At 72.5% G+C, this 25713-nt stretch carries 24 protein-coding genes; 17 read left to right on the forward strand and 7 right to left on the reverse strand.

Features of this window, described 5'->3' with window-relative positions; all coding sequences use genetic code 11:
- Positions 1–106: 106 nt before the first annotated feature.
- Both OG595_RS08600 and OG595_RS08605 read right to left on the reverse strand, forming a co-directional pair.
- Positions 107–580 carry an indole-3-glycerol phosphate synthase gene (locus tag OG595_RS08600; protein ID WP_329269638.1) on the reverse strand — a complete coding sequence of 158 codons (474 nt, stop codon included), beginning with the start codon at positions 578–580 and terminating at the stop codon, positions 107–109.
- 156 nt (positions 581–736) lie between these two features.
- A complete protein-coding gene (locus OG595_RS08605) occupies positions 737–1561 on the reverse strand; it encodes a pyrimidine reductase family protein (RefSeq protein ID WP_329269640.1) in 825 nt (274 codons plus the stop codon).
- 37 nt (positions 1562–1598) lie between these two features.
- On the opposite strand from OG595_RS08605, the gene zapE reads away from it, so the two are divergent.
- From zapE to OG595_RS08640, 7 genes are all read left to right on the forward strand, one after another.
- On the forward strand, positions 1599–2702 hold the full coding sequence (gene zapE, locus OG595_RS08610) for a cell division protein ZapE (protein WP_329269642.1): 1104 nt from the start codon (positions 1599–1601) through the stop codon (positions 2700–2702).
- A gap of 204 nt (positions 2703–2906) precedes the next feature.
- Positions 2907–3305: a hypothetical protein gene (locus OG595_RS08615; RefSeq protein WP_329269644.1), complete on the forward strand. Its 399-nt coding sequence runs from the start codon at positions 2907–2909 to the stop codon at positions 3303–3305.
- Between the two features lie 89 nt (positions 3306–3394).
- Positions 3395–3985 (forward strand): carbonic anhydrase, encoded by a 591-nt coding sequence (locus OG595_RS08620; protein WP_329269646.1) that lies wholly within the window; start codon positions 3395–3397, stop codon positions 3983–3985.
- Positions 3986–3993: 8 nt separating this feature from the next.
- On the forward strand, positions 3994–5463 hold the full coding sequence (locus OG595_RS08625) for a SulP family inorganic anion transporter (RefSeq protein WP_329269647.1): 1470 nt from the start codon (positions 3994–3996) through the stop codon (positions 5461–5463).
- A 427-nt stretch (positions 5464–5890) separates the two neighbouring features.
- A complete protein-coding gene (locus tag OG595_RS08630) occupies positions 5891–7327 on the forward strand; it encodes a PhoX family protein (protein WP_329269648.1) in 1437 nt (478 codons plus the stop codon).
- A 50-nt stretch (positions 7328–7377) separates the two neighbouring features.
- Positions 7378–8829 carry a serine/threonine-protein kinase gene (locus OG595_RS08635; protein WP_329269650.1) on the forward strand — a complete coding sequence of 484 codons (1452 nt, stop codon included), beginning with the start codon at positions 7378–7380 and terminating at the stop codon, positions 8827–8829.
- A gap of 120 nt (positions 8830–8949) precedes the next feature.
- A complete protein-coding gene (locus tag OG595_RS08640; protein ID WP_329269652.1) occupies positions 8950–9822 on the forward strand; it encodes a polysaccharide deacetylase family protein in 873 nt (290 codons plus the stop codon).
- Between the two features lie 187 nt (positions 9823–10009).
- Here the strand turns inward: OG595_RS08640 and OG595_RS08645 are convergent, their stop codons facing one another.
- Together OG595_RS08645 and OG595_RS08650 are read right to left on the reverse strand one after the other, a co-directional pair.
- Complete coding sequence (locus OG595_RS08645; RefSeq protein ID WP_329269654.1) at positions 10010–10681, reverse strand: ABC transporter; 672 nt, start codon at positions 10679–10681, stop codon at positions 10010–10012.
- Entirely contained in the window at positions 10678–11619 is a 942-nt protein-coding gene (locus OG595_RS08650; RefSeq protein WP_329269656.1) for an ABC transporter ATP-binding protein, read from the reverse strand. The genes OG595_RS08645 and OG595_RS08650 overlap by 4 nt, the downstream gene beginning before the upstream one ends.
- Before the next feature lie 57 nt (positions 11620–11676).
- Between OG595_RS08650 and OG595_RS08655 the strand changes: the two genes are divergently transcribed.
- The 7 genes from OG595_RS08655 (at position 11677) to OG595_RS08685 (ending at position 19310) form a co-directional block, all read left to right on the forward strand.
- Positions 11677–12417: a peptidyl-tRNA hydrolase gene (locus OG595_RS08655; protein ID WP_329269658.1), complete on the forward strand. Its 741-nt coding sequence runs from the start codon at positions 11677–11679 to the stop codon at positions 12415–12417.
- Positions 12418–12502: 85 nt separating this feature from the next.
- On the forward strand, positions 12503–13111 hold the full coding sequence (locus OG595_RS08660) for a DUF4142 domain-containing protein (RefSeq protein ID WP_329269660.1): 609 nt from the start codon (positions 12503–12505) through the stop codon (positions 13109–13111).
- A gap of 119 nt (positions 13112–13230) precedes the next feature.
- Positions 13231–14028, forward strand: coding sequence for a DUF4142 domain-containing protein (locus OG595_RS08665; protein ID WP_329269662.1), 798 nt, complete (start codon positions 13231–13233; stop codon positions 14026–14028).
- Positions 14029–14150: 122 nt separating this feature from the next.
- A complete protein-coding gene (locus OG595_RS08670; protein WP_329269664.1) occupies positions 14151–15530 on the forward strand; it encodes a DUF692 domain-containing protein in 1380 nt (459 codons plus the stop codon).
- Between the two features lie 324 nt (positions 15531–15854).
- The gene (locus OG595_RS08675) at positions 15855–16640 is read left to right on the forward strand and encodes a DUF4142 domain-containing protein (RefSeq protein WP_329269666.1); all 786 of its coding nucleotides are present in this window, start codon (positions 15855–15857) and stop codon (positions 16638–16640) included.
- Positions 16641–16744: 104 nt separating this feature from the next.
- Positions 16745–17533 (forward strand): TIGR04222 domain-containing membrane protein, encoded by a 789-nt coding sequence (locus OG595_RS08680; protein ID WP_329269668.1) that lies wholly within the window; start codon positions 16745–16747, stop codon positions 17531–17533.
- A 148-nt stretch (positions 17534–17681) separates the two neighbouring features.
- Entirely contained in the window at positions 17682–19310 is a 1629-nt protein-coding gene (locus OG595_RS08685) for an alpha/beta hydrolase (protein WP_329269670.1), read from the forward strand.
- A gap of 102 nt (positions 19311–19412) precedes the next feature.
- Here OG595_RS08685 and hemQ read toward each other — a convergent pair whose 3' ends face one another.
- A complete protein-coding gene (hemQ, locus tag OG595_RS08690; protein WP_329269671.1) occupies positions 19413–20144 on the reverse strand; it encodes a hydrogen peroxide-dependent heme synthase in 732 nt (243 codons plus the stop codon).
- A gap of 4 nt (positions 20145–20148) precedes the next feature.
- Positions 20149–21624: a protoporphyrinogen oxidase gene (hemG, locus tag OG595_RS08695; RefSeq protein WP_329269672.1), complete on the reverse strand. Its 1476-nt coding sequence runs from the start codon at positions 21622–21624 to the stop codon at positions 20149–20151.
- A 217-nt stretch (positions 21625–21841) separates the two neighbouring features.
- Between hemG and OG595_RS08700 the strand changes: the two genes are divergently transcribed.
- Both OG595_RS08700 and OG595_RS08705 read left to right on the forward strand, forming a co-directional pair.
- Positions 21842–22825, forward strand: a complete 984-nt coding sequence (locus OG595_RS08700; RefSeq protein WP_329282734.1) for a DUF4349 domain-containing protein — start codon at positions 21842–21844, stop codon at positions 22823–22825.
- 66 nt (positions 22826–22891) lie between these two features.
- Positions 22892–24325 (forward strand): FAD-dependent oxidoreductase, encoded by a 1434-nt coding sequence (locus OG595_RS08705; RefSeq protein ID WP_443072983.1) that lies wholly within the window; start codon positions 22892–22894, stop codon positions 24323–24325.
- A gap of 94 nt (positions 24326–24419) precedes the next feature.
- On the opposite strand, the gene OG595_RS08710 is transcribed toward OG595_RS08705, so the two are convergent.
- Complete coding sequence (locus OG595_RS08710; RefSeq protein WP_329269674.1) at positions 24420–24752, reverse strand: hypothetical protein; 333 nt, start codon at positions 24750–24752, stop codon at positions 24420–24422.
- 124 nt (positions 24753–24876) lie between these two features.
- Here OG595_RS08710 and OG595_RS08715 point away from each other — a divergent pair, with 124 nt between their 5' ends.
- Positions 24877–25695: a rhomboid family intramembrane serine protease gene (locus OG595_RS08715; RefSeq protein WP_329269676.1), complete on the forward strand. Its 819-nt coding sequence runs from the start codon at positions 24877–24879 to the stop codon at positions 25693–25695.
- Positions 25696–25713 lie beyond the last annotated feature (18 nt).

Genomic DNA, 25713 nt, shown 5'->3' on the forward strand with positions numbered 1-25713 from the left:
TCGGCTCATCGGCCCAGGGGCGCGGGGCTGGACGGATGTGCGGCTCCGCCGCGTGGGCGCGACCGGCCACAGCGGCCCCGCAGCCGCCGGCCCGGCCCCTACGGCGTCACGCCTTGCTGTGCGAGAACAACTTGAGCACCGGCACCCCCACCTTGTGCCGGGCCCGCGAAGCCCAGTCCCGGTGGAAGAACTCCTCCACGTAGTGGGGATCGGTGAGCACGATGACCTCGTCCGCCCCGATCTCGTCCACCAGCCCCCGCAGCGCGTCGAGCGGATGGTCCTCGACGATCCGCCCCTCCGCCTCGTGCCCGGACCCGCGCAGCGCCGTCAGCGACACCTCAAGTGCCCGCTCCCCCAGCACCGCCGCGTCCTCGCCCTCCGGGGTCTCCCGCTCGTGCGCCGCCTCGTCGAGCTCGCCCAGCGCGATGTCGTCGATGGCCCGCAACAGCCGGTCTGCCTGGTCGCCACGGGGCTGGAGCAGGACGTGGAAGGCCACGTCCTCGTCGCCGTGCAAGGTGGTGACGAACTCCACGTCGGCGGACGTCAGGGCCTTCTCGATCATCAGTACGCTTGTGAACACGACAGGCGCCCTTCTCCTCCGTGGGCCGTTCGTAGGCCCCTGCTGAAACCATCCTGCCCCGTGATCGCACGGGGACTGCGAAATTTAGTGTGCCCACCGAAAGCCAAACGGAACGGCAGGTTCCGGATCGTGTCGGGACGAGCGGCACCCCGTGCGTCAGGAGCGGCGATAACGGCTGAACAGGAAGCCGGCGTCCTCCAGCAAGGACACCAGTTCGAAGCGACGGGGAACCGGCATCGCGGGCCCGCCCGAGATCCGCTGGGCGTCCCCCACGGTGAGCATCGGGGAGACCGTCAGACACAGCTCGTCGAGCACTCCGGCCGCCACCAGCTGCCCGAGCAGACGCGGCCCTCCCTCGGCCAGCAGCCGGGTGTGCCCGAGGCCGGCGAGGGCCCGCACGGCACGTGCCGGGTCCACGCCCATGCCGTCACCCGCGACGACCACCCGGGCGCCCGCCTTCTCGGCCGCCGCGACCCGGTCGGGCGCGGCAGCGGCACCCGTGAGGATCAGGGTGGGGACCAGGGGCGAGGTGAACAGCGGGAGCGAGTAGTCCAGCTCCAGGCTCGCGCTGACGATCGCGATCGCCGCCGCCTCCGCCTGCCCGGCCGCCGCCCGGGCCGCGGCGAACTCCGCACGCGCGCGTGCCGGACGGTAACCCTCCTGGCGTACCGTTTCCGCACCAACCAGGACCACGTCCGCCAGCGCCCTCAGGGTGCCGAAGATCCGCATGTCGGAGGCGGACGAGATGGGCTGGGAACGGCCGTCGTGCTGGGCTGCGCCGTCGAGTGTGGACACCATGTTGGCGCGCAGCCAGGCCTCCCGGCGCCCGTCCGTCGGCCCGGGGTAGGCGTAGGCGGCGGCCAGCTCCTCCAGGCTCCACTCGCGGTCGGCCACTCCGGCACCGGGCGAACCACCGCCGTCCGCGGCCCCTCCCGGGGCTTCGGCCACTGTCTCTTCGGTCACAGGGAACAGACGTCGCATGCCAGGCAGTCTGGCACGGCCCTTAGCATGGTGAACCGTGCCTACCATCCCCGCGTCCCCCGGTTTCGGTCCGATAGCCGACACGGCCCCGCTGTCCCTGTGCGTCCGCGAGCCGCATGTCCCCGCGGACCGGCTGGTCGCCGAGATGGTGCCGCCGCCCCGGTTCGACTCGGTGCGCTTCGACACGTACCTCCCGGACCCGAACCAGCCCAGCCAGACCGAGGCCGTGCGGGTCCTCGACGGGTTCGCGGGCGGGCTCGGCGGGGCGCACGCCGTGGGGGGCGGCAGACGGGGGTTCTTCGGGTTCGGGAAGGTCAGGGCGTCCAAGGTGCCGACCGGTCCCCGCGGCGTCTACCTCGACGGCGGTTACGGCGTCGGCAAGACCCACCTCCTCGCCTCCCTCTGGCACGCCACCCCGGCCGAGCCCGCGCTCAAGGCCTTCGGCACCTTCGTGGAGCTGACGAACCTGGTCGGCGCCCTCGGCTTCCAGAAGACCGTCCAGACCCTGTCCGGCCACCGGCTGCTCTGCATCGACGAGTTCGAGCTGGACGACCCGGGCGACACCGTCCTCGTCTCGACCCTGCTCGGCAAGCTGGTCGACGCGGGCGTCGCCCTCGCCGCCACCTCGAACACCCTGCCGGGCAAGCTCGGTGAGGGCCGGTTCGCGTCGGCCGACTTCCTGCGCGAGATCCAGGGCCTGTCCGCCCACTTCCACGCGCTGCGCATCGACGGCGAGGACTACCGCCACCGGGGGCTGCCCCAGGCGCCGGTGCCGTACTCCGAGGAGCAGGTGACCAAGGCCGCGTACGCCAACGAGGACACGTCGCTCGACGACTTCCCGCAGCTCCTCGACCACCTCGCCCGCGTGCACCCCAGCCGGTACGGCGCCCTCACCGACGGTCTGAAGGCCGTGTGCCTCACCGATGTGCGGCCGGTTCCGGACCAGTCGACGGCGCTGCGGCTCGTGGTGCTCGCCGACCGGCTGTACGACCGCGAGGTGCCGGTGCTCGCCTCCGGGCTGCCCTTCGACCAGTTGTTCAGCGAGGAGATGCTGAACGGCGGCTACCGCAAGAAGTACTTCCGCGCGATCTCCCGCCTGACCTCGCTGGCCCGCGACGCCAAGGGCCTCGTGGAGCCCTGATGAGGCCCTGACCCGCTGACCATATGAACTACCGCAGGTCAAGGATCAGTTCGCGTCACCCCACCCGCGCTTTTCAGGCTCTCTTCAGCCTGAAACGCTAGGTTAACCCTGCAAACAACTTTGCAGGGTTAACGTGTTTCTTGACCCGCGGTTGACCAACAGTTGACGCGTGCAAGAGATCGCGAATCGCCTGGAGGGGGGCGCATGTTCCGAGGTGCAACGGCCCGGACCGTGATCTCGCTCCTCGCCGCCGCCCTGCTGGCGCTCCAGTTCTTCGCTCCCACGGCGTCCTTCGCTTCCGCGCACACAGCCCGTCATGCCGAGGCCAAGACCGAGCCCAGAAACAAACCCAGGGTGGCAGCCCAGCGCGACGAGTACGTCACCTGTGGTGATGGCGGCCGTCATCACGACCCGGGCCTGCCGCTGCGCACCCGCGACCGGCATCGCATCGCCGATTCGGGTCCCCAGGTGCCCGAGCGCCCGCTCCTCGCAGTGGACCCCACGGCTCCGCACGAACCGCGGACGCGCGTCACGGCCCGTCATCAGGCGCCCAGATCACTGACCGCGCACACCCCGGCCGCGCTCCAAGTGTTCCGCTGCTGACAGCAGGAACGTCCCCCCACGCCTGTCACCACGTCCGACTGTCATGTACGTCCGACGCGCCGTCGAGGCGCGCCAGGAGGAGTCACCACATGCAGCCCCTCATCGACAACGCCCGCACCTTCGGCCGGCGCCCCGAGAAGTTCGCCAAGCTCGCCGAAGGCCAGTCCCCCCAGGTCCTGTTCATCACCTGCTCCGATTCGAGGGTCGTCCCGGCCCTGATCACAGGTGCCGGGCCCGGCGAGCTCTTCGAGCTGCGCACCGCGGGCAACATCGTCCCCCCGTATGCCTCCGCCCGCCCCACCGGCGAGGCCGCCACCATCGAGTACGCCGTGGAGGTCCTCGGCGTCAGCGACATCGTCGTCTGCGGCCACTCGCACTGCGGTGCCGTCGGCGCCCTGGTGCGCGGCGACGACCTCACCGCCGTACCCGCCGTACGCGACTGGCTCGCGCACGCCGCCGGCGAACCCGACACCGCGACCCCGTCCGACACCGGCGACCCGACGGTCGCCTCCGCCGTCCAGAACCACGTCCTGGCACAGCTGTTGCGGCTGCGCTCCTACCCGTGCGTGGAGCAACGCCTGGCCAGGGGTCAACTGCGGTTGCGCGGCTGGTACTACGAGGTGCACACCGGGTCCGTACGCGAGCACCGCGCCGCCACCGACGCGTTCGAAGCACTGTGAGGGCCGCCATGTCCATACGTACCAAGGTCCCTCATCTGCGGCAGGACTTCGCCGCCTCGCTCGTCGTGTTCCTGGTCGCCCTGCCGCTGTGCGTGGGCGTCGCCGTCGCGTCCGGTGTGCCGGCCGAACTCGGCCTGGTCACCGGCATCGTGGGCGGCATCGTCACCGGACTCCTGCCGGGCAGCAGCCTCCAGGTGTCCGGGCCCGCCGCCGGCCTCACCGTCCTGGTCTTCGAGGCCGTACGGGAGCACGGGCTGCCCGCGCTCGGGGTGATCGTGCTCGCCGCCGGGCTGCTCCAGCTCGCCATGGGCGCCCTGAAACTGGGGCGCTGGTTCCGGGCCATCTCGGTGTCCGTCGTCGAGGGCATGCTGGCCGGAATCGGGCTCGTGATCATCGCCGGGCAGCTGTACGCGGCGGCCGGACTGAAGGCGCCGGCCGCCGGGCTCGACAAGATCACCGGGCTGCCCGAGGCCGCCGCGAAGGCCGTGGGGAGCACCAGCGCACTGGCCTCGCTGGCGGTCGGCGCGGGCACGATAGCCGTGATCGTGCTGTGGCAACGGCTGCCCAGGAAGGTGCGGGCGGTGCCCGGCGCGCTCGCGGCGGTGGTCCTGGCGACCGTCGTCACCCTGGTGTTCAGCCTGCCGGTGGCGACCGTCGAGGTGAAGGGCCTGCTGGACGCCGTCCAGCTGCCCGGGCTCGGCGCCCTCGGTGAACTGGCGAGCCCGAGCGTGATCGGCACGGTCGTGGCGTTCACGCTGATCGCGTCCGCCGAGAGCCTGTTCAGCGCCGCCGCCGTGGACCGGCTGCACGACGGTCCGCGTACCCAGTACGACAAGGAGCTGATGGCGCAGGGCGCCGGCAACACCGTGTGCGGGCTGCTGGGCGCGCTGCCGATGACCGCGGTGATCGTGCGCAGCTCGGCCAACGTCCAGGCGGGGGCGCGGACGAAGGCGTCCCGGGTACTGCACGGCGTATGGCTGCTGCTGTTCGCGGCGCTGCTGCCCGGCGCGCTGGCGCTCATCCCGCTGCCCGCACTGGCCGGCATCCTCGTCCACGCCGGCTGGAAGCTCATACCGCTGCGCGGGGTCGTCTCGCTCTGGCGCGAGCACCGGGGTGAGGCGCTGATCCTGGTCGTCACAGCCCTGGCGATCGTGTCCGTGAACATGTTCGAGGGCGTGCTGATCGGTCTCGCCCTGTCGGTGGGCAAGACCGCCTGGGAGGCCTCGCACCTCAAGCTGGAGATCATCGACAAGGGTGCCGGTCCCGTCCAGGCTTATCTGTCGGGCAACGCGACCTTCCTGCGGCTGCCGAAGATCCTCGACAGTCTGGAGGCGCTGCCCCAGGACCGGCCGATAGAGCTGGACCTGTCGGGTCTGCACCACCTGGACCACGCCTGCCGCACGGCCCTGGAGAGCTGGGCGGAGCGGCACAGCGCGGCCGGGACGGAACCGGTCAGGATGATGACGCCGACGCCGTAGCCGCAGCGCCCACCGTGGGTCTCACCCACGAGGCCGCCCGGTCCGGGGCTCGACCCGAGCCCCGGACCGGGCATGTCGCTTGTCAGGGGTGCCGATCGGCACGTACGGGACGGCTGCGAGAGGTCGTCGTCGTGCTTGAGGAACCACTGACCGCGGGCATCGCCGCCGACGTGGTGTCCGAGCAGGCCGCCGCACTCCGACTCCGGCTGCTCCAGACGATGGTGGCGGTCGCCGCCGAGAAGAACTCGACGCCCGCCCTGCCCCTCGCGGGGAACTGCTCCGCTTCCTGGAACGGGCGCAGGTCCAGCCGCCGCGGCCGGGCGGGCCACCCGGATGAGGCTCGCTACGCGCGTGGTTCCCGAGGCCCGTACGGCGTGATACACACGGCAAGGTCACAGTCCTGTCCGCCAGCAGGAAGGTTGCCCCCATGTCCGCCTTCGGTACGCCCGAACTCGACGGCCCCTCAACCGGCGCTCAGCCCACGGCAGTCGACGACACCTCCGCATCCCGACGCCAGGTCCTCGCCCGCACCGGCGCCCTGGGAGCCGGTATCGCCTTCACCGGAGCCCTCTCCGAACTCTTCGCCGGTACCGCCGCCGCCCAGGAACTGGGCCACTCCGGCTACGGCCCGCTGATCCCCGACCCGAAGGGCCTGCTCGACCTGCCGAAAGGTTTCCGCTATCGGGTCCTGTCCCGTGAGGGCGACCCCCTGCGCTCCGGTGAGGGCCCGGTCCCCTCCAACCACGACGGCATGGCGGCCTTCGCCGGCCGGCACGGCCGCGTCCACCTGGTCCGCAACCACGAGAACCGCGTCACCGCCAGAACCCAGGTCCCGACGGTCAAGGGCCTCACCTACGACCCCATGGGCAAGGGCGGCTGTACGTCCCTCACCCTCGACCGGGACGGAGACGTCCTCACGGAACGGGTCGCCATCGCCGGTACGGCCGTCAACTGCGCGGGCGGGCCCACGCCTTGGGGCACCTGGCTGACCTGCGAGGAGACCGAGGACAAGGCCGGCACCAACGGCTACACCAAGGACCACGGCTTCATCTTCGAGGTCGACGGGGCCGACCCGCACCGCACCGGCGCCGTCCCGCTCACCGCGATGGGTCGCTTCCAGCACGAGGCGATCGCCGTCGACCCGAGGACCGGCATCGTCTACGAGACGGAGGACGCCTTCCTGCGCCCCTTCGGCCTCTTCTACCGTTTCCTGCCCAAGAGGCCGCTGGGCGGGGTGGGTTCACTGCGCGCGGGCGGCCGGCTCCAGGCGATGCGCGTGCCGGGCGTACCCGACCTCTCCTCGGTCCAGGAACCGGGTGCCCGCTTCGACGGCGTCGAGTGGGTGGACGTACCCGATCCGCTGGCCGCCGAGACCCCCGTCCGGCTCCAGGACTTCGGGCCGAAGGGCATCACGCACGCGCAGAAACTGGAGGGCTGCTACTGGGGCGGGCGGTGCGTCTACTTCGTGTCGTCGTTCGCCCACGCGAGCGAGGGCTCGGCGGCGACCCACTTCGGCCAGATCTGGCGCTACGACCCCGCCGCACGCCACCTCACCCTCGTCGTCGTCTTCGGCCCGGACACGGACATCCAGCTGCCCGGCGAGTCACCGGACAACATCTGCCTCGCCCCGAGCGGCGGCCTGATGGTGTGCGAGGACGGGAACGGCGCCCAGCACGTGTACGGCGTGACACGCCGGGGCGAGGTGTACGCGATGGCCCGCAACGCCCAGAACATCGGCACCCCGGACGCCCCCGAGTGGGGCGAGTTCGCGGGCGTCACCTTCTCTCCGGACGGCCGGACGATGTACGTCAACTGCTACACGCCCGGGACGACGTTCGCAGTACGGGGCCCGTGGAAGCGGTAACGGGCGCCCCTTGAACCAGGACATGGCGGGCAGGCTCTAACCTGTCCGCCATGAACGCATCGGGGGACCTGGTGGACGGGCGGTTCGAGCTGCTGGAGCGGCTCGGCAGTGGCGGAATGGGCACGGTGTGGCGGGCCCGCGACTCCGTGCTGCACCGCGAGGTCGCGCTGAAGGCGGTACGGCCGGACGCGGCGGCGACCGACGCCGTACGGGAGCGGGTGATGCGCGAGGCCCGGGCGCTCGCCCGGCTCAGCCACCCGCACGTGGTCACCGTCCACCAGATCATCGACGACGACCCGCATCCCTGGATCGTCATGGAGCTGGTGCCCGGCGTCTCGCTCGACAAGCGCCTGGAATCCGGCCCGCTGACCCCGGCGGAGGCGGCACGGATCGGCGGCCAGGTACTGGACGCGCTGCGCGCGGCGCACGCGGCGGGCGTCCAGCACCGGGACGTGAAACCGGCGAACATCCTGCTGCGGCCGGACGGGAGCGCGGTGCTCACCGACTTCGGGATCGCGGCACTCCAGGGCGCGACGGCCCTGACGATGACCGGCGAACTCGTCGGCTCCCCCGAGTACATCGCCCCGGAACGCATCCGCGGCCCCTCCGACGACCCGGCCTCCGACCTGTGGTCCCTGGGGGTCGTCCTGTACGTGTGTGTGGAGGGCGTGAACCCCCTGCGCCGCGAGACCTCGCTCGCGACACTGGCCGCGGTCCTGGAGTCCGAGGTCCCGCCGCCCTCCCGCTCCGGCCCGCTGACCCCCGTACTCGAAGCGCTGCTCGACCGGGATCCGGCGGCACGACCCGACACGGGCCGGCTGGCGGCGATGCTGGAGCGGGTGGCGGCGGGCGGGACGGCGAGGTCGGTTCAGCGGACGCTGACGGCGCCCCGGTCCATGGGCCACGGACCGGAGTCCGGGGGGACGCCACCGCGCTCCGCGACCGTGGCGGGCGGCGCGGACCGGCGCGAGTCGGGAGAGCGGATCCCGTCGCCGCCGAAGCGCCGCAAGCGGCTCGCCGTGTCCGCCGTACTCGCGGTCCTCGTCGCGGCAGCGGCCGTCCTCCTCACGCCGCGCCTCCTCGACGGGAACGGAACGGGCGGCGACTCGGACCCGGACCCGTCGGCAAGTACGGGAACCTCGCCCAACACCTCGACCGCCTCGCCCGTCCCGGCGGGCCGCTGGATCGCCCAGCTGCACTCCGAGCCGGTCGACTCCGGGACCGCCGCCCGGGACGCACGGCTCGCCAAGATCAGGGAGACGGTGCCGGAGGCGGTGTTCGTGCGCAGCGACGAGTACGCGTCCCTGCGGCCGGGCTACTGGGTCATCTACGCCCCCGGCCCGTTCGCCGACGGCCGTGCCGCGCTGGCCTTCTGCGGCGAACGCGGCCTGACGACACCGAGCACCTGTCTGGGCCGCTATCTGAGCGACGACGCCGACGACTTCGACGACCAGTGCCGCCCGCCCGCCGCCAACCCCACCGGGCGCTGCACCCGGCCGTAGCCCGGCGGGCGGCGCGCCCGGGGATCCGGTCCCGGCGGGTCGCGGCCAGGCGGGTGACATCAGCGCGGCTCACCCTCGCGGCGACCCACCGGGCAACCCGGACATTTCTACCTTCGTACGATGATCAGTCTCGTACGACGAGTCGCCACCGTCTGTGTTCTCGGCGCCGCCCTCACCACCCTCGCCGCCTGCGGCACCGGCCCGGTCCCGCAACGGGCCGAGCGGCAGCCTTCCGCGCTCCCGTCCGTCGCCCCCTCCCGGCCGCCGACCCTCGCCCCCGGGCCCGCCGGCCTGACCCCCGTCTTCCGGAACGGCCCGCGCACCCCGGACAAGGCCGTCGCCCTCACCTTCGACGCCGACATGACCGCCGGGCAGGGCGACCGGGCGGGGCGGGGCGAGCGGTTCGACAATCCCGGGCTGATCGCCTCGCTGCGGACACTCAAGGTGCCGGCGACCGTGTTCATGACGGGCCGGTGGGCCGAGGAGTACCCGGTCCAGGCCCGCTCCATCGGACGGGACCCCCTCTTCGAGATCGGCAACCACTCGTACAGCCACTACGCCTTCACCGAGGACTGTTACGGGCTGCCGACGATCGCGGGCGACGGCTCCGGCTCCGAGGAGCGGATGCGTGCCGACGTCGAGCGGGCCTTCAGCGCCTTCCGGGCCGCCGGGGTGCCCGGGGCGATGCCGTACTTCCGCTTCCCCGGCGGGTGTCACGACCGGCGGGCGCTGCGTGCCCTGAGCACGGCAGGGGTCACCGCCGTGCAGTGGGACGTCGTCAGCGGGGACGCCTTCGCGACGGACGCCGACGCCGTGGCCAGGGAGGTGCTGGACCGTGTACAGCCCGGGTCGGTCGTCGTCATGCACTGCACGCGCAGTGCCGCCCCGGCGACCGAACGGGCCGTCCGCACCATCGTGCCCGCGCTGCGCGGGCGCGGCTTCCGGTTCGTGAAGGTGTCCGAGCTGATCGGGGCCACGAGCGGCCGACGGTGACCGGCGACGACCGGCTTACGCTGGTGACATGAGCGACGAGCACGAGCACGGGCACGAGGGCGAAGCCGGTGGACCGCCGTACGCGGAGTGCGTGCTGTGCCGGGAGCCGACCGAGTACCCGAGGTCGCGGAAGGGCGTCACACTCTGCCCCGTATGTGAATGGCAGGAGGCTCAGCGCAACGCCTGTTCAGGGTGAGCGGCGCGAGGTGAGCGCGCAGGCCGCGGCGATCGCCGCCACCGTGACCAGGGCCGCCGCGGCCAGTGGCAGCAGGGGCACCGGGATCGTGCCCGAGCGCGAGCCGGTCACCAGGGACGTGATCGCCGACCTGGCCGGGGAGCCCGTCACCACCATCGCCACCAGCGCGGCGAGCATCATCGCGGGCACCGCCCGGCCGGGCGAGCGCAGCAGCGGCCAGGTCGTGAGCGCGCCGACGGCCGTGCCGAGCAGGGCGCACACCAGGGCGGCGAGCAGCCCGGCTCCACCGGCCGGGAGCGGCTCCACCCGGATCCGGTGATCGGCGCTCGCCGGGTCGCTGATCAGGGTCACCACGACGGTCGCGGTCGTCCCGAGCGCCACGGCGGCGGCCAGTGCCACCAGGAGACAGGCCAGGTGTGCCCGTCCGGGGCCGACGGCCGCCGCCACGGCGGCGCGGGCGGCGGGGGGCTCGTTGCCCGCGCAGATCCGCACCAGCCAGGCGGCCACCGGCAGGACGGCCGCCGCGGCGTACCCGAGCGAGTCGAGCACCGGCTGGCCGCCCTGCACCCCGACGCCCAGGAACACGGCGTACAGGATGAACGGCGGCAGCCAGCGCTGCGAACGCACGAGCAGGGCTGCCTGGTAGCGCAGGAGGGCGGTCATCGGCGGCTTTCGTCGGTGGCGGGCGGGGCGGACACGGCGGTGCCGGCGGGCTTGCCGGTCGTGCGCGAGGCTCCGGGGGTTCCGGACGCTTCCGCCGCCACGCTCACCACGTGCCAGGGCGGGCGGGCCGTGAGCAGGGCGCGGAGCACGACGTCCGAGTGGGTCCCGGGGACGGTGAGCCGGTGGCCGCCCGGCGTCGCGGCCTCCGTGCTCGACGTCGTCCACCTCAGCGCCTCGGCCGGGGGCCGCGCGCCCGGCGGCCCCTGTGCCTCGACGACCAGGTGCGGACCGGTGGCCTCCGGTGAACCGGCTTGTGCCGTACGGAGGTCGAGGCCGCCCTCGATCACGGTGTACGTCGCGTCGGGCGCCCCAGCCAGGCGGCCCGGGTCGTGGTCGACGAACACCACCGAGGCGCCGGACGCGGTGAGTTCGGCGACGACCCGCTCCAACTCGCCCCGGGCCGCGGTGTCGAGGCCCGTCCACGCCTCGTCGAGGACGAGCAGCTCGGGGTCGGCGAGGAGTGCCTGCGCGACCGCGACCTTCTGGCTGCTGCCCTTCGACAGCTCCGCCATGGGCGTCCGGGCGTACGCTGCGGCGCCGAGCCGCTCCAGCCACTCCTCGGCGGCGCGGGCGGCGGTCGTACGGTCCAGTCCGTGCACGGCGCCGAGATGCGTGAGGTAGCCGTGCGCGGTGAAGGGGAGCGCCGCCGGGAAGCGTTCGGGGACGTACGCGGTGCGCGGGCGGCCGGTGCGGGTGCCCTCCGTGGGGGTGTCGATGCCGGCGAGCACGCGCAGGAGGGTGGACTTGCCGGTGCCGTTGGCGCCCTCGATGCGGGTGAGCGTGCCTGGGGTGAGGGTCAGGTCGACGCCTCTCAGGACCCAGGGGCCGCGTATGCCGTAGCGGCGGCCCACGCCGTCCAGTCGAAGCTCACTCTGCATGCGGCCCCCGTCCTCTCCCCCGGAAGAACCGATCTTCCGCCTGGCAGACTGAAGGACGTGACCAATGACCCGGCCGTTCCCGGCGACAGCCCTTTCCGTTCCGAGCCCTCACCGCGTGACGAGGCCCCCCAGTTCGTCCTCCCCCTCGTCGCGCGGATCGAGAAGGCCGAGCCGCCCGCTCGTACGGACGCGTTGGAGACCGCCGCCCGGGCCGTTCTGGTGATCCTCGGGGACGAGCGGTCGGCCGGGGACGGGGAGTGGGCGGAGGCCGTGCGGGACTGGCAGGACGCCCGGATCCGCAAGGTCGTGCGGCGGGCACGGGGTGCCGAGTGGCGGCGGGCCGAGGCACTGCCCGGCATCACGGTCACCGGCAAGTCGGCCGAGGTACGGGTCTTCCCGCCCGTACCGCTGGACGGCTGGCCCAAGGACCTGGCGCGGCTCCAGGTCTCCGGGACCGACCTGGAGGATCCGCAGCCGCCGCCCGGCCCCGACCCGGCGGTGCCCGTCCTCTGGCTGAACCCGGAGCTGGAGATGTCGGCGGGCAAGGCGATGGCCCAGACGGGACACGGCGCCCAGCTGGCGTGGTGGGAGCTGTCGGACGAGGCCCGCGCGGCCTGGCGCGACGCGGGCTTCCCGCTCGCCGTCCGCACGGCGGAGCCGGACCGATGGCGCGAACTGATCTCCAGCGGGCTCCCGTTGGTCCGGGATGCCGGTTTCACGGAGATCGCACCCGGTTCGGCCACGGTGGTGGCGGACCATCGCCCCCTGGGCCGCACAGGGTTCAAACATCTTCGTTGAACATCCCCGGGCTGCCGCCCGTACCTTCTGGCGCTGGCCATGTACCACATGCCCAACGACCAGTTGGTTTCCCCGGGAGGCTCCTTTGCCGCGCTTCAACCACTCCGCCCTCGTCATCGCGGCCCTGACCACGACCATCGCCGCGCTCTCGTTCCCGGTGTGGTCCTACGCCGACCGCTCCGGCACCGGAGTGGCGAACACGGCCGCCGGCACGGTGAACACCCAGTGGGGGCCGCTGACCGCCTCGGACCGCAGCCTGATCGTGCGCGTGCGGCTGGCCGGGCTGTGGGAAGCGCCCGCCGGGGAGAAGGCGATGGACAAGTCCAGCAGCGCCACCGTCAAGGCGGCGGCGGACCACCTGCTGGTGGGCCACAGCGACCTGGACGAGCGGGTGCGGAAGGTCGCCGCCCAGCTCAATGTCGAGCTGCCCAACCAGCCGAACGAGGCGCAGCAGGGCTTCCTGGCCCAGATGGACGCCGCCCAGGGCAAGGAGTTCGACCGGGTCTGGGCGAGCCTCCTGCGGAAGGCACACGGCACGATCTTCCCGGACATCGCGACGATCCGGAACCAGACCCAGAACTCGCTGGTGCGTCAACTGGCGACGGACACCAACCAGACCGTGCTCGACCACATCACGATGCTGGAGAAGACCGGAGCGGTCGACTTCGACGCCATCGCCAACGGCACGATCTGACTCGTGTACACGTGACAACGGCCCGGGCCCGCTCGGCGTCCTGGCCACTCCTCACGTACGTCCCTCACCAGCCACGTATCAGTCCCCAACGACCGGTTGGGTTCCCCCGGGAGGCTCCCTTGCCCCGCTTGAACGGCACGTTCCTCGTCGGCCTCGCCATCGCAGGCACCGTCGGCGCGCTCGCGTACCCCGTGTTCTACTCGTACCCGCACCGCAACGACGCCACGACGGCCGCCGCGATCACCGGGGACACGGTGAACACCCAGTGGGGACCGCTGACCGCCTTGGACCGCGAACTCATCGTGCGCGTCCGGCTGGCCGGGCTGTGGGAACTGCCCGCGGGACAGCAGGCGATGACGAAGTCGAGCAATCCCGCCGTCAAGGAGGCGGCCCAGCACCTGATCACGGGCCACAACGACCTCGACAAGCGGGCACGGAGCGTCTCCCAGCAGCTCGGTGTCCCGATCCCCAACCAGCCGAACGAACAGCAGCAGGGCTTCCTGGACCAGATGACGGCGGCCTCGCCCGCGGACTACGACGAGGTCTGGGCGAACCTCCTGCGGCAGGCGCACGGCAACATCCTCCCGGTCATCGCGACGGTGCGGAACCAGACCCGCAACACTCTCGTGCGTCAACTGGCCTCGGACACCAACCAGACCGTGCTCGACCACATCACGATCCTGGAGAAGACCGGCAAGATCGACTTCCAGAAGATCGCCGAGAAGGCCGCCGGGCCCAGCGCCAGTCCGACCGGTCCGCCGCCGCCGTCCCCCGGAGTGGTGCCGCCCATCGCGCCCGCCGTGGAGCCGACCGGCAACCCCGTGTTGTCCTCCAAGCCGTCGCCGCCGGCACCCGGCACGATCAACACCAACCGGCCGGAGGCTCCGGACCCCAACAAGCTCGCCCAGGGCCAGTAGGCGGACGGGAACGGACGGGCGCAAGCTCAAATGTTGCTCTGAAGGTCGCCCGGGAGGGGTTCGACCCCCGGAACCCGGGCCATCACTCCGTGGACCGGGAAGGTCGGAGAAGGGGACGGACCATGAAGCGACCGGGACGGCTGGGTACGGGCATCGGGTGGCGGCCGGAGATCGCGGACGCCGTGGAGGCCATGCCGGGCATCGACTGGGTCGAGGCCGTGGCCGAGAACCTCTGCCCGGGGCATCTCCCCGAGTCGCTGCTGCGGCTGCGCGAGCGCGGCGTGACCGTCGTCCCGCACGGTGTCTCCCTGGGTCTCGGCGGCGCCGACCGGCCGTCCGAGGACCGGCTCACCGCGCTCGCCGAGCGGGCCGAGGCACTGGGCTCGCCCCTGGTCACCGAGCACATCGCGTTCGTCCGGGCCGGCGGTCCGCTGACCGCGTCCCCGCTGCTGGAGGCCGGGCACCTGCTGCCCGTGCCCCGCACCCGGGACGCGCTCGACGTGCTGTGCGAGAACGTCCGCATCGCACAGGCGGCGCTGCCCGTACCGCTCGCCGTGGAGAACATCGCCGCGCTCCTGGCCTGGCCCGGCGAGGAACTCACGGAGGGCCAGTTCCTGTACGAACTGGCGGACCGGACCGGCGTACGCCTCCTCATCGATGTGGCCAACCTCCACACGAACCACGTCAACCGGGGCGAGGACCCGGCGAAGGCCCTGGCCGACCTGCCCGTCGAGGCCATCGCGTACGTCCATGTCGCGGGCGGCTTCGAACGGGACGGCGTCTGGCACGACAGCCACGCCCACCCGGTCCCGCCCCAGGTCCTCGACATCCTCACGGACCTCGCCTCCCGGGTCACCCCGCCCGGCGTCCTGCTGGAGCGGGACGACAACTTCCCCGAGGCGGGCGAGCTGGAACGGGAACTGGACGCGATCCGCGGGGCGCTGGAAGCGGCTGCGCCCTCGGGGTCGGCCACCTCGAAGACGGCCCCTTCGGCGACGACAGCCGCGCCCGTAGCCGAGGAAGAGGACAAGGGCGAAGGCGAGAGCGGGAGCGAGGCCGACCAGGCATCCGACTACGCCCCCGCCCGTCAGCGCCTCGCCCTCGCGCAGGCCGCGCTGCTCTCCGCGCTCGTCGCGGGGACGCCCGCGCCGGAGGGGTTCGACCGGGTGCGGCTCGGGGTGCAGTCGCGGGCGCTCGGGGCGAAGCGGGCCGACGTCGTGGCGAAGATCGCGCCGGAACTGCCCGAGATCCTCGGGGCGGGATACCGGCCCGCCTTCCTCTCGTACGCGCACGGGCACCCCATGTCCGACGGTTACCGGCACGACGCGCTGGACTTCGCCGCGCATCTGCTGCTCGGCGGACAGCCCGGGACCCCGGAGAACGCGGAGAGCCGGCGGCGACTGCGCGAGTGGTGGCTCGACCGCTCGGGTCCGGCCCCGCGCTCCCGGCGCCCCACGGCCCGGCTGGCCCGGGCCACCCGCCGCGTACTCCTGCGCCGCTGACGCGCGGGGGCACGGGGAGCACCGAGCGACGAACGTCACTACCCCCGAGTACACCGTCCCACCCCCCGTCGCCGGACGGGCACCTCCACCTCAACCCGCGCAAACTGTGCGGCGGTTAACAGGGCCACCCATTACACGACACTTCTCCGTCCGGTTCATTGGGATTTGGCAAGGTATGCACAGTCCTCGCGCTCCCCCATCGGGCGTCCGTCCTCTCCCCCGGGGCCGTCTCCTCCCGTACCGCAGCCGACGTAGGGCCCGCAGTACGATGCGAACTCCGTGCCCGAAGCGCATTAGCGTGCGGTGCCGCAAGCAGGAGGCACCATGCGATCCATCCAACGTCCCGGACTCGGCGGTACCGGGCTCCTCGTCGCGGGTCTGGCGGCGACCCTCGTGGCACTGATCTTCCCGGTGTGGTCGTACACGGACCGCTCCGGAACCGGTGTGGACGTACTCAACGCGCAGACCGTGTCGACACGGTTCGGTCCGCTGTCCGCGCTCGACCGCGACTTCCTCACCAAGGTCCGGCTGGCCGGACTGTGGGAGCTGCCCGCCGGTCAGCAGGCCCAGGAACGCGGCACCACCGAGGCCGTACGGATCGCGGGCCGGCATCTGATCGAGGGGCACACGTTCCTGGACGAGCGGGTTCGGGACGTGGCCTCGCGGCTCAGCTTCGAACTGCCCAACCAGCCGAGCGAGCAGCAGCGCGAGTGGCTCGGCACCATGGACGCGGCCCAGGGCGAGGACTTCGACCGTGAGTTCGCCAACCTGCTGCGGATGGCGCACGGCAAGGTGTTCTCCGTCGTCGCGCAGGTCCGCGCGAGCACCCGCAACTCCCTGGTCCGCACCCTCGCCGACGACGCCAACAGGACCGTCCTCGACCACATCCAGGTCCTGGAGGCCACGGGATACGTCGACTTCGACGCCCTCGCCCAGGACATGGCCGCCGCGAGCACCCCGCCGCTCACCAACTCCCCGGCCCCGCCCGGCCCGACGACCGCCCCCGCGTCCGCCGTACCGGTGACACCCTCGCCGGCCGCGACCTATCCCCTGCCGCCTCCGGCGACGAGCCCGCCACCGAGCCCGACGGAGCCCGCCGAGACGACCTGACCCGGCCCGAACCGGCCACGGCCCATACGTCACGTACCGGCCATACCTCGTCCATATCCTGAAAGCCCATGGCGTTCCAGGCACCCTTCGCATAGAACAACGGCATGTTCTGGTCCTTCCTCCTGCTGCTGGCCTGGATCGCCGCCGGTACGGCATGCATCCGGCTGTGCCTGGCGGCCGTCCACGCGGCTGCCGTCGATCCGGACGCCGGCCCCGGCGGACGCGGACGCGAACTGACCCTGTACGAGGCCGCGTTCCTGTCCGGCGGACCGGCGCGGGTCGCCGATCTCACGCTGGTGTCGATGGCCCGCCAACGGCGGCTGCTGCTCGCCCACACCGGCTGGGCGACCGTCGTGGACCCGAGCGGGCGCGACGAGATGGAACGGTCGGTGATAGGCGCCATCGGGCCGGAGGGCCAGTCGCGCATCGCTCCGGTGCGGACGGCCGCGGCCGGCACGGAAGCCGTACGGAGGCTCGCGGACCGGCTCGTCGCGGCGGGCCTGGCCGTGCCCGACGGCGCCCGGCGCGGAATCGCGTTCGCGGTCCGTCAGGTACGGGCCGCCGCGCTGGCCGTCGTCGCGCTGGGCGCGGTGGCCCTGCTGGTGCCGGGGCGGGGTGCCGTACCGCGCGACCTGGTCGCCCTCTGGTTCGCGCTCCCCCTCGTCCTCACCCTGAGCTGCCTCGCCATCGCCCGGATCGAGGTCCACCCGTACTCGCGCTGGGCGTCACCGGCCGGACAGCGGCTGCTCACCGCCCTGACCCGGCGGACCAGGACCGCCGATCCTCAGGACGCCGGCGACGAACGCACGTACCTCACCTCCGTCGCCGTACTCGGGGTCCGCGCGGTCGACGAGCCCGATCTGCGCGCCGCCTTCGCGCACCGGGAGCCGTAGGGCCTGCCCGGCCGTGACCGGGGACCCCGGCGCCCCGGGGGTGTGCGGGGGCGCATAGGAGTGCTCGCGGCGACACCGGGCGGGCGGTGCTTGCCTTCGCCGACCGGCGCCCGAAACATCCCTTCTGTTGCCACCGAAGGGATACGCGATGCGAGCTGCCGCCCTCTACTCTGCTGCCGGGTCCTTGCTGCTGACCACTCTGGCCGCCGCCCCTGCGGACAGTGCCCCGGGCGGGGCCGGCCTGCCGGGAGGCCCCGGCTCGGCCGAGTTCCGGGGTTCCGTGCTGGCCGCCGCGCGCGCCGGGGCGGCCGGTATCAGCTTCGGCAAGTGCCCGGAGGAGGAGGAACTGCCGGACAGTCTGCGCTGCGGCACCGTCACCGTGCCGCTGGACTACGCGCACCCCGACGGCAAGCAGATCAAGCTCACGGTCAGCCGGGCCGAGGCGACGGGCAAGAACCCGCGCGACCCCGAGCACAGGGTGGAACGCCAGGGCGCCCTCGTCTACAACCCGGGCGGCCCCGGCGCGTCCGGCATGTTCTTCCCGATGATCGGCGTCATCCCGGAGTGGAAGCGCATCGCGGGCGCGTACGACCTGGTCGGATACGCCCCGCGCGGGGTGGGCCGGTCGGCGCCGCTGTCCTGCAAGGACCCGAAGCGGTTCTTCAAGGGACCCACGCAGGCCCCGGCGCACCCTTCCGAGTCGTACAAGATGGAGCGCGTCGCCGAGGCGAAGGCGTACGCACACGGGTGCGCCGAGCGCTCGGGGGACGCGCTGCGCCACTACAACTCCCTCAACAACGCCCGTGACCTGGACGTTCTGCGCGCCGCGCTCGGCGAGGACCGGCTGACGTTCATGGGCGCCTCGTACGGCACGTACTTCGGGGCGCTGTACGCCACGCTGTTCCCCTCGCACGTGCGGCGGATGGTGTTCGACTCGGCGGTGAACCCGGACCCGGCCGGGATCTGGTACCGCAACAACCTCGACCAGTCGGCCGCGTTCGAGAACCGCTGGGCGGACTTCCGGGCCTGGGTCGCCCGGCACGACGACGTGTACGGACTGGGCGCCACGCCCGAGGCCGTGCTGCGGAGTTACGACAGGGCGGCGGCCGAGCTCGCCGCCGAGCCGGCCGGCGGGAAGGTGGGGCCGGGGCAGTTGCAGGGCGCGTTTCTGCAGGCCGGGTACTACGACGACTACTGGCCGCACCGCGCACACGCGCTGTCCGCCTACCTGAAGGGTGATCCGCAGCCGCTGATCGACCAGGCGGCGCCGGTGACGGAGGCTGCCGTCGAGGCGGAGAACGGCAACGCGGTCTACACGGCCGTCGAGTGCAACGACGCGCCCTGGCCGACGAGTTGGCGGGTCTGGGACCGCGACAACACGCGGCTCGCGCGCACGGCGCCCTTCGAGACCTGGGACAACGCGTGGATGAACCTGCCGTGCGCCTACTGGCCGGCGCCCCGTCAGACGCCCCTCGACGTGCGGACCGGGCCGGGTGAACTGCCGCCGGTGCTGATCCTGGCGGCCGAACGGGACGCGGCGACACCGTACGCGGGCGCCCTCGAACTGCGGCGCCGGCTGTCCGGCTCGGCCCTGGTGACCGAACGGGGCGCGGGCACGCACGGCATCGCGGGCGGCCCGAACCCATGCGTGAACGCCCACCTGGACGCGTATCTGCTGACGGGCCGCCTGCCGGGGCGGAACGCGGAGTGCGCCCCGCACGCCGAGCCGCGGCCCGCGGCCCCGGGCGGCCGTTCCGGCCGGCCACAGGCGGCCTGAGGCAGCGGCAGCCGTCAGGCGGGACCGGCGATCAGCTCGCCGGTCCCGCCTGACGGCGTCCCGGACCCCGGCGACCCGCGGAGCGCCGCCCCGGTCGGGTGATCAGGCAAGCCCTTCGACCAGTTCGGCAACCGACTTGCGGCGGCCCGTGTAGAAGGGGACCTCCTCGCGGACGTGCATACGGGCCTCGGAGGCGCGGAGGTGGCGCATGAGGTCGACGATGCGGTACAGCTCGTCGGCCTCGAAGGCCAGCAGCCACTCGTAGTCGCCGAGGGAGAACGAGGCGACCGTGTTGGCGCGCACGTCCGGGTAGCCGCGGGCCATCTTGCCGTGGTCGGCGAGCATCCGGCGACGGTCCTCGTCGGGCAGCAGGTACCAGTCGTACGAGCGCACGAACGGGTAGACGCTGATGTAGTTCCGGGGCGTCTCGTCGGCCAGGAACGCGGGGATGTGCGAGCGGTTGAACTCGGCGGGGCGGTGCAGCGCCATGTTCGACCACACCGGCTCCAGCGCGCGGCCCAGCCTGGTGCGGCGGAAGAGGTTGTACGCCTCCTGGAGCTGGTCGGCCGTCTCGGCGTGCCACCAGATCATCAGGTCGGCGTCGGCGCGCAGCCCCGAGACGTCGTACGTGCCGCGGACGGTCACGTCCTTCGCGGCGAGCTGGTCGAAGAGCTCCTGGACCTCGTCGGCGAAGCCCGTGCGGTCCTCGGGCAGGACGTCCTTCAGCTTGAAGACGGACCACAGGGTGTAGCGGATGACCTCGTTGAGGTCCTTGGCCAGCTTGCCCTTGTTGGGGATGCGGGCCGCGTCGGTGGTGGGGGCGTCGTCACTCATGTGCCTATTCTCCCGCTCCGCCGGGCGCGTTTCGCACCGGGTCGGCCTCAGGCGGCTCCGACGGTCCGGGCGGCTGAAGCGGTCCGAGCGTGTCCACGGCCGCGTACGCGCTCGCGATGCAGGCGGGGATGCCGACCCCGTCGTACGCCGCGCCGCACACGGCCAGGCCCGGGAGCTTGGCGATGTGTTCGCGGACGCGGTCCACACGCGCGTGGTGGCCGACGGGGTACTGGGGCAGGCCGTCGTCCCAGCGGGTGACGCGGCTCTCGACGGGCGCCGCCGTCAGCCCGGTCGCCTCCTTGAGGTCGTGGCGTGAGACCTCGACCATGTCGGCGTCGGGGCGCTGGAGGATCTGCGTCTCGGCGTACCGCCCCACGGAGGTGCGCAGGACGAAGAGGTCCGGGTTCTCCTCGGCGATCCAGCCCCACTTCTGGGAGGCGAACGTCGACGCCTTGATGGTGCGTCCGTCGACGGGCGGGACGAGGAAGCCGCTGCCCTCGGGGAGGCTGACGTCGGCGCGGCGGTAGGCCAGGGTGATCAGGGCCATCGACGCGTACTCCACGCCGGCGAGTTCGGCGGCGGCGGCCGGTGCCTCGGCGCGCAGCAGTCCGGCGGCCACCGGGGTCGGTACGGCGACGACGACCCCGTCGGCGTCGAGCACCCGGTCCCCGGCGACGACCCGCCACGCCGCCGCTGTCCCGGCCGCCCGGCGCAGTTCGGTCACCGGTGCCCCGGTGACGATCTCGCCGCCCCGCGCACGCACCGACTCCGCGACGGCGAGCGGCAGTCGGCCCACACCGCCCTGGACGCCCATGAAGACCGGCCCGCCCTGCTGGGGAGCGGCGGCCATCCGGGCCTGGATGCCGCGGACCCCCTCCGTCAGGGAGGCGTGCTTCTTGGCGACCTCGAAGAGCTGGGGTACGGCCGAGCGCATCGAGATGCGGTACGCGTCGCCCGCGTACACCCCGCCCAGCAGCGGTTCCACCAGCCGGTCGACGACCTCGCGGCCGAGGCGCTCGGCGACGTACTCCCCCACCGCGACGTCGTCCCCGATCTCCGTGCGCGGGAGGTCGGCGTCACGCCCGATACGGGCAAGACCCTCGTCCGAGAGGACACCGGCCAGGGCCGAGGCATTGCCGGGAACGCCCATGACGTGCCCCTTGGGAAACGGGCGGAGCGCGCCCCGGGTCCAGATCGAGGCCGTCGAGGTGGCGGGCGGCTGAAGCTGGTCGTCGAGGCCCACCTCGCGGGCGAGCGCGACCGCTTCGGGTCTGCGGGCGAGCATCGACTCGGCACCGAGATCGACCCGCGCGCCCGCGATCTCGCCGGGCAGCAGCTTGCCGCCGACGCGGTCGGACGCTTCCAGGACCGTGACCCGCGCGCCCCGGTCCAGCAGCCGGTGGGCGGCGGCCAGACCCGCGATCCCGCCCCCGATGACGACGACATGCCCGGCACCCGCGCGGGCCTCCACTGCGCTCATGCCACCACCTTGCCAGACCCCGCTGACACTCCCGTCGGCGCACTCCGGCCCCCGGTGTCCGGCACGAGTCCCGACCGTGACCTCATCGGGACCGTAGGGGGCCAACGTCCCGGCCCCTTCGGGCGTCGAAGGAGCGTCGGTCGTACACCACGACGTTCCACGACGTCCCAAGACGGTCCAGGACCGTCCAATGACAGCCCTCGGGGGGATCCGCACGATGAACACCCTGCGCACAACCCATGCACGTCCTGTTCAGGCCCTGGCGGGCCTCCTCCTCGCCGCGGCCCTCGCGCTCACCGGATGCAGCGGCATGGGCGCCGACTCCGGCACGACCAGCGACTCGAAGGGCGGTGCGGACAAGGCCGACTCGGGCGCCCTGCAGGAAGAGGCCGGGTCCGAGGGCAAGCCGGGCGCCCAGGCCAGTGCGGCGCCCCAGGCGGCCGTCGGCCCGCACATCATCCGTACCGTGTCCGTCTCCGTGCAGGTCAAGGACGTGTCGAAGGCCCTGACCAAGGTCCGCACCGTCACCGCGAACGCGGGCGGTTTCGTCGGCAGCGAGACGACGACCCTGGACGAGGAGGAAGGAGGCGAGAACACCGACGTCGTCCTGCGGGTGCCCGTCGCCGAGTACGAGAAGGTCCTCAAGGACCTGGAGGGCACCGGCAAGCTCCTGCACCGGGAGGCCGAGGCGAAGGACGTCACCGAGCAGGTCGTCGACGTGGAGAGCCGCATCATCACGCAGCGCGCCAGCGTGAACCGCATCCGTGAGCTGATGGACAAGGCCACCAAGCTCTCCGACGTGGTCACCCTGGAGGGCGAGTTGAGCCGCCGTCAGGCCGACCTGGAGTCGCTGCTCGCCCGCCAGTCCTCCCTGAAGGACCGCACCTCCCTGGCCACGATCAACCTCTCCCTGTCCGAGACCCCGCCCAAGGAGTCCGACGAGAACGACGACCCGGGCGTCCTGGACGCTCTCGCGGGCGGCTGGCACGCGTTCGTGTCGATGCTGCGCTGGATCGTGGTGGCCATCGCCGCGGTGCTGCCGTTCGCGGCTGTGGCGGCCCTGCTGGTGTTCGCCTGGCTGCGCTTCGCCCGGCCCCGCCGGGAGCACCACCGCGCTCCGGTGACAGCCGCGGGCCCGGCACCGACGACGTCCCTGCCGACGGCTCCTCCGATGCCGTCGAAGGGCCCGGACGAGGACTGACCAGGATCGATCGGCCCCGCCCGGATCCGACTGCGTCGAAACGCGGGGCCCCCGTAGCGTGTTCGCATGAGCATGAGTGATGGCGACGGCAACGGCGACGGCCGTACGAGTGGCACGAAGCGTGTGACCGAGCGTCTGGTGGTGATCGGCGGCGACGCGGCGGGCATGTCCGCCGCGTCGCAGGCACGCCGGCTCCGGAAACCCGGCGAACTGGAGATCGTGGCGTTCGAACGCGGCAACTTCACCTCCTACTCGGCGTGCGGCATCCCCTACTGGGTGAGCGGCGACGTCCCGGACCGGGACATGCTGATCGCCCGCTCGGCCGAGGAGCACCGGGCCCGCGACATCGACCTGCGCATGCGTACGGAGGTCACGGAGATCGACGTGCCGGGCGGCCGGGTGCGCGCCCGTGACCTGGAAACGGGCGCCGAGTCATGGACGTCGTACGACAAACTGGTGATCGCCACGGGCGCCCGCCCGATCCGTCCCTCACTGCCGGGTGTCGACGCACCCGGGGTGCACGGCGTACAGACCCTGGACGACGGCCAGGCGCTCCTGGACACCCTGGCCACCACGAAGGGCCGCCGCGCGGTAGTGGTCGGCGCGGGTTACATCGGCGTGGAGATGGCCGAGGCGCTCATCAAGCGCGGCTACGAGGTGACGGTCGTCAACCGCAGCAGGGAGCCGATGTCCACGCTCGACCCGGACATGGGCCGCCTGGTGCACGAGGCGATGGAGGGTCTGGGCATCACCATGGTCAACGACGCCGAGGTCACCAAGGTGCTCACCGGCGACGACGGCCCGGTCCGCGCGGTCGCCACGGAGGACGCCGAGTACCCGGCGGACGTGGTGGTGCTCGGTATCGGCGTCCGCCCCGAGACGACGCTCGCACGGGCGGCGGGACTCCCCGTGGGCGACCACGGCGGCCTCCTCACCGACCTGGCGATGCGGGTGCGCGGGCACGAGAACATCTGGGCGGGCGGCGACTGTGTCGAGGTCCTGGACCTCGTCTCCGGCCAGGAACGGCACATCCCCCTCGGCACGCACGCCAACAAGCACGGCCAGGTCATCGGCGCGAACGCGGGCGGCGGCTACGCCACCTTCCCCGGCGTGGTCGGCACCGCCGTGAGCAAGGTCTGCGACCTGGAGATCGCCCGCACCGGCCTGCTGGAGAAGGACGCGCGCCGGGCGGGTCTCCGGTTCGTGTCGGTCACCATCGAGTCGACGAACAGCGCGGGCTACTACCCCGGCGCAGCCGTGATGACGGTGAAGATGCTCGCCGAACACCGCACGGGCCGACTCCTCGGCGTCCAGATCGTCGGCCGCGAGGGCGCGGCGAAGCGGGTGGACATCGCCGCGGTGGCCCTCACGGCAGCCATGACGGTCGAACAGATGACAGCCCTGGACCTCGGCTACGCGCCCCCGTTCTCCCCGGTCTGGGACCCCGTACTGGTAGCGGCCAGGAAAGCGACCGCAGCGGTACGCGCGGGCACTTCTTAACAGGGGAGCAGGCCACTCACCCAGGGGCGCGGGGAACCGCGCGACAAGCCACAGCGGGCCCGCACCCGGCGACGCACAGCACCCCTAGGGCGCGCTACGCGGTCCCGTTGATCCGATCAATGGCCTGCCGGGCCTGCTCCCCCGGCGGCCGGGACGGCAACGCCGACACGGACGCCGACGTCGAGACCGCCGGGGGCTGCTGTGCCTGGGCCGGCTTCGCGTGGGCGCCCAGCCCACTGGACCGCAGCCGATGGCTCACCGCCTCGTCGAGCGACACCGGCCGCTGCATCTGCGTGGCCAGCCGCCCCGCCTCCTGGCCGAGCCGGGCCACGTCCTCCCATGGCAGGTGGACCACCAGCGCGAGTTCGGCCTCGCCGTTCGGCAGAGCCTGCACCGACTGCATCGGAGGAGTAACTCGGTCGTTCATCGCCTGTTCCTCACGTCGTCCCCGCGGTGCGCCTTCGTCGCGCCGCGGACGTTGAGGACAGATACGGGCACACGGACAGCCGCGTTCACCGATTCGCGAGACGCATCGCGGGCAGTACTTCCTTGTGGTCATCCCCGTCCATGACGTGAACCCCGCGAGTCGTACCCCCTGGGTCACGTACGCGCTGATCGCCGCCAACGTCCTCGTGTTCCTCTCCATGCCCGGCACAGCGGGCTCGGTGACCGGCGAGAGCGGCCTGGCACAGTTGTGCCACCTCCAGGCCTTCCTGGACCAGTACGCCGCCGTGCCACAGGAGTTGATCCACCATCAGCTGCCGCGCCTGGTGCCGACGGGCGACGTCGGCATCGGCACCGGAGGGCCGGGCTGTGTGATCGGCCCACCGGGCTACGACAAGTCGCCCGCGCTCTCCGTGTTCACCGCGATGTTCCTGCACGGCGGCTGGCTGCATCTGCTGGGCAACATGCTGTTCCTGCTGATCTTCGGCAACAACATCGAGGACCGCCTGGGACATGTGCGGTATCTGCTCTTCTACGTCGCCTGCGGCTACGCGGCGTCGTACGGCTTCGCGCTCCTCAACGCCGACTCGGGCGACCCCCTGATCGGCGCCTCCGGAGCCATCGCCGGTGTCCTGGGCGCCTATCTGGTGCTGTTCCCGAAGGCCAGGGTGTGGGTCCTGGTGCCCTTCCTGGTCTTCCTGCCGCTGCGGCTGCCCGCCTGGCTGGTGCTGGGCTTCTGGTTCGCGCTGCAGGCGGTGTACTCGTCCGGCGAGGGCGTCACCGAGGCCGGCACCGTGGCGTACGCGGCCCACGTCGTCGGCTTCCTCGCGGGCATGTTCCTCGCCTGGCCGCTCAGGGCCGGCACCCCGCCGCCGCCGGAGCCGGGCCGCCTGCTGTGGGGCAGGCAGGCACGGCACACGTGGTGACGGTCGCCGACTCGCTAC

Origin of the sequence: Streptomyces sp. NBC_01451, from assembly GCF_036227485.1 — a bacterium.
Taxonomy (GTDB): Bacteria; Actinomycetota; Actinomycetes; order Streptomycetales; family Streptomycetaceae; genus Streptomyces.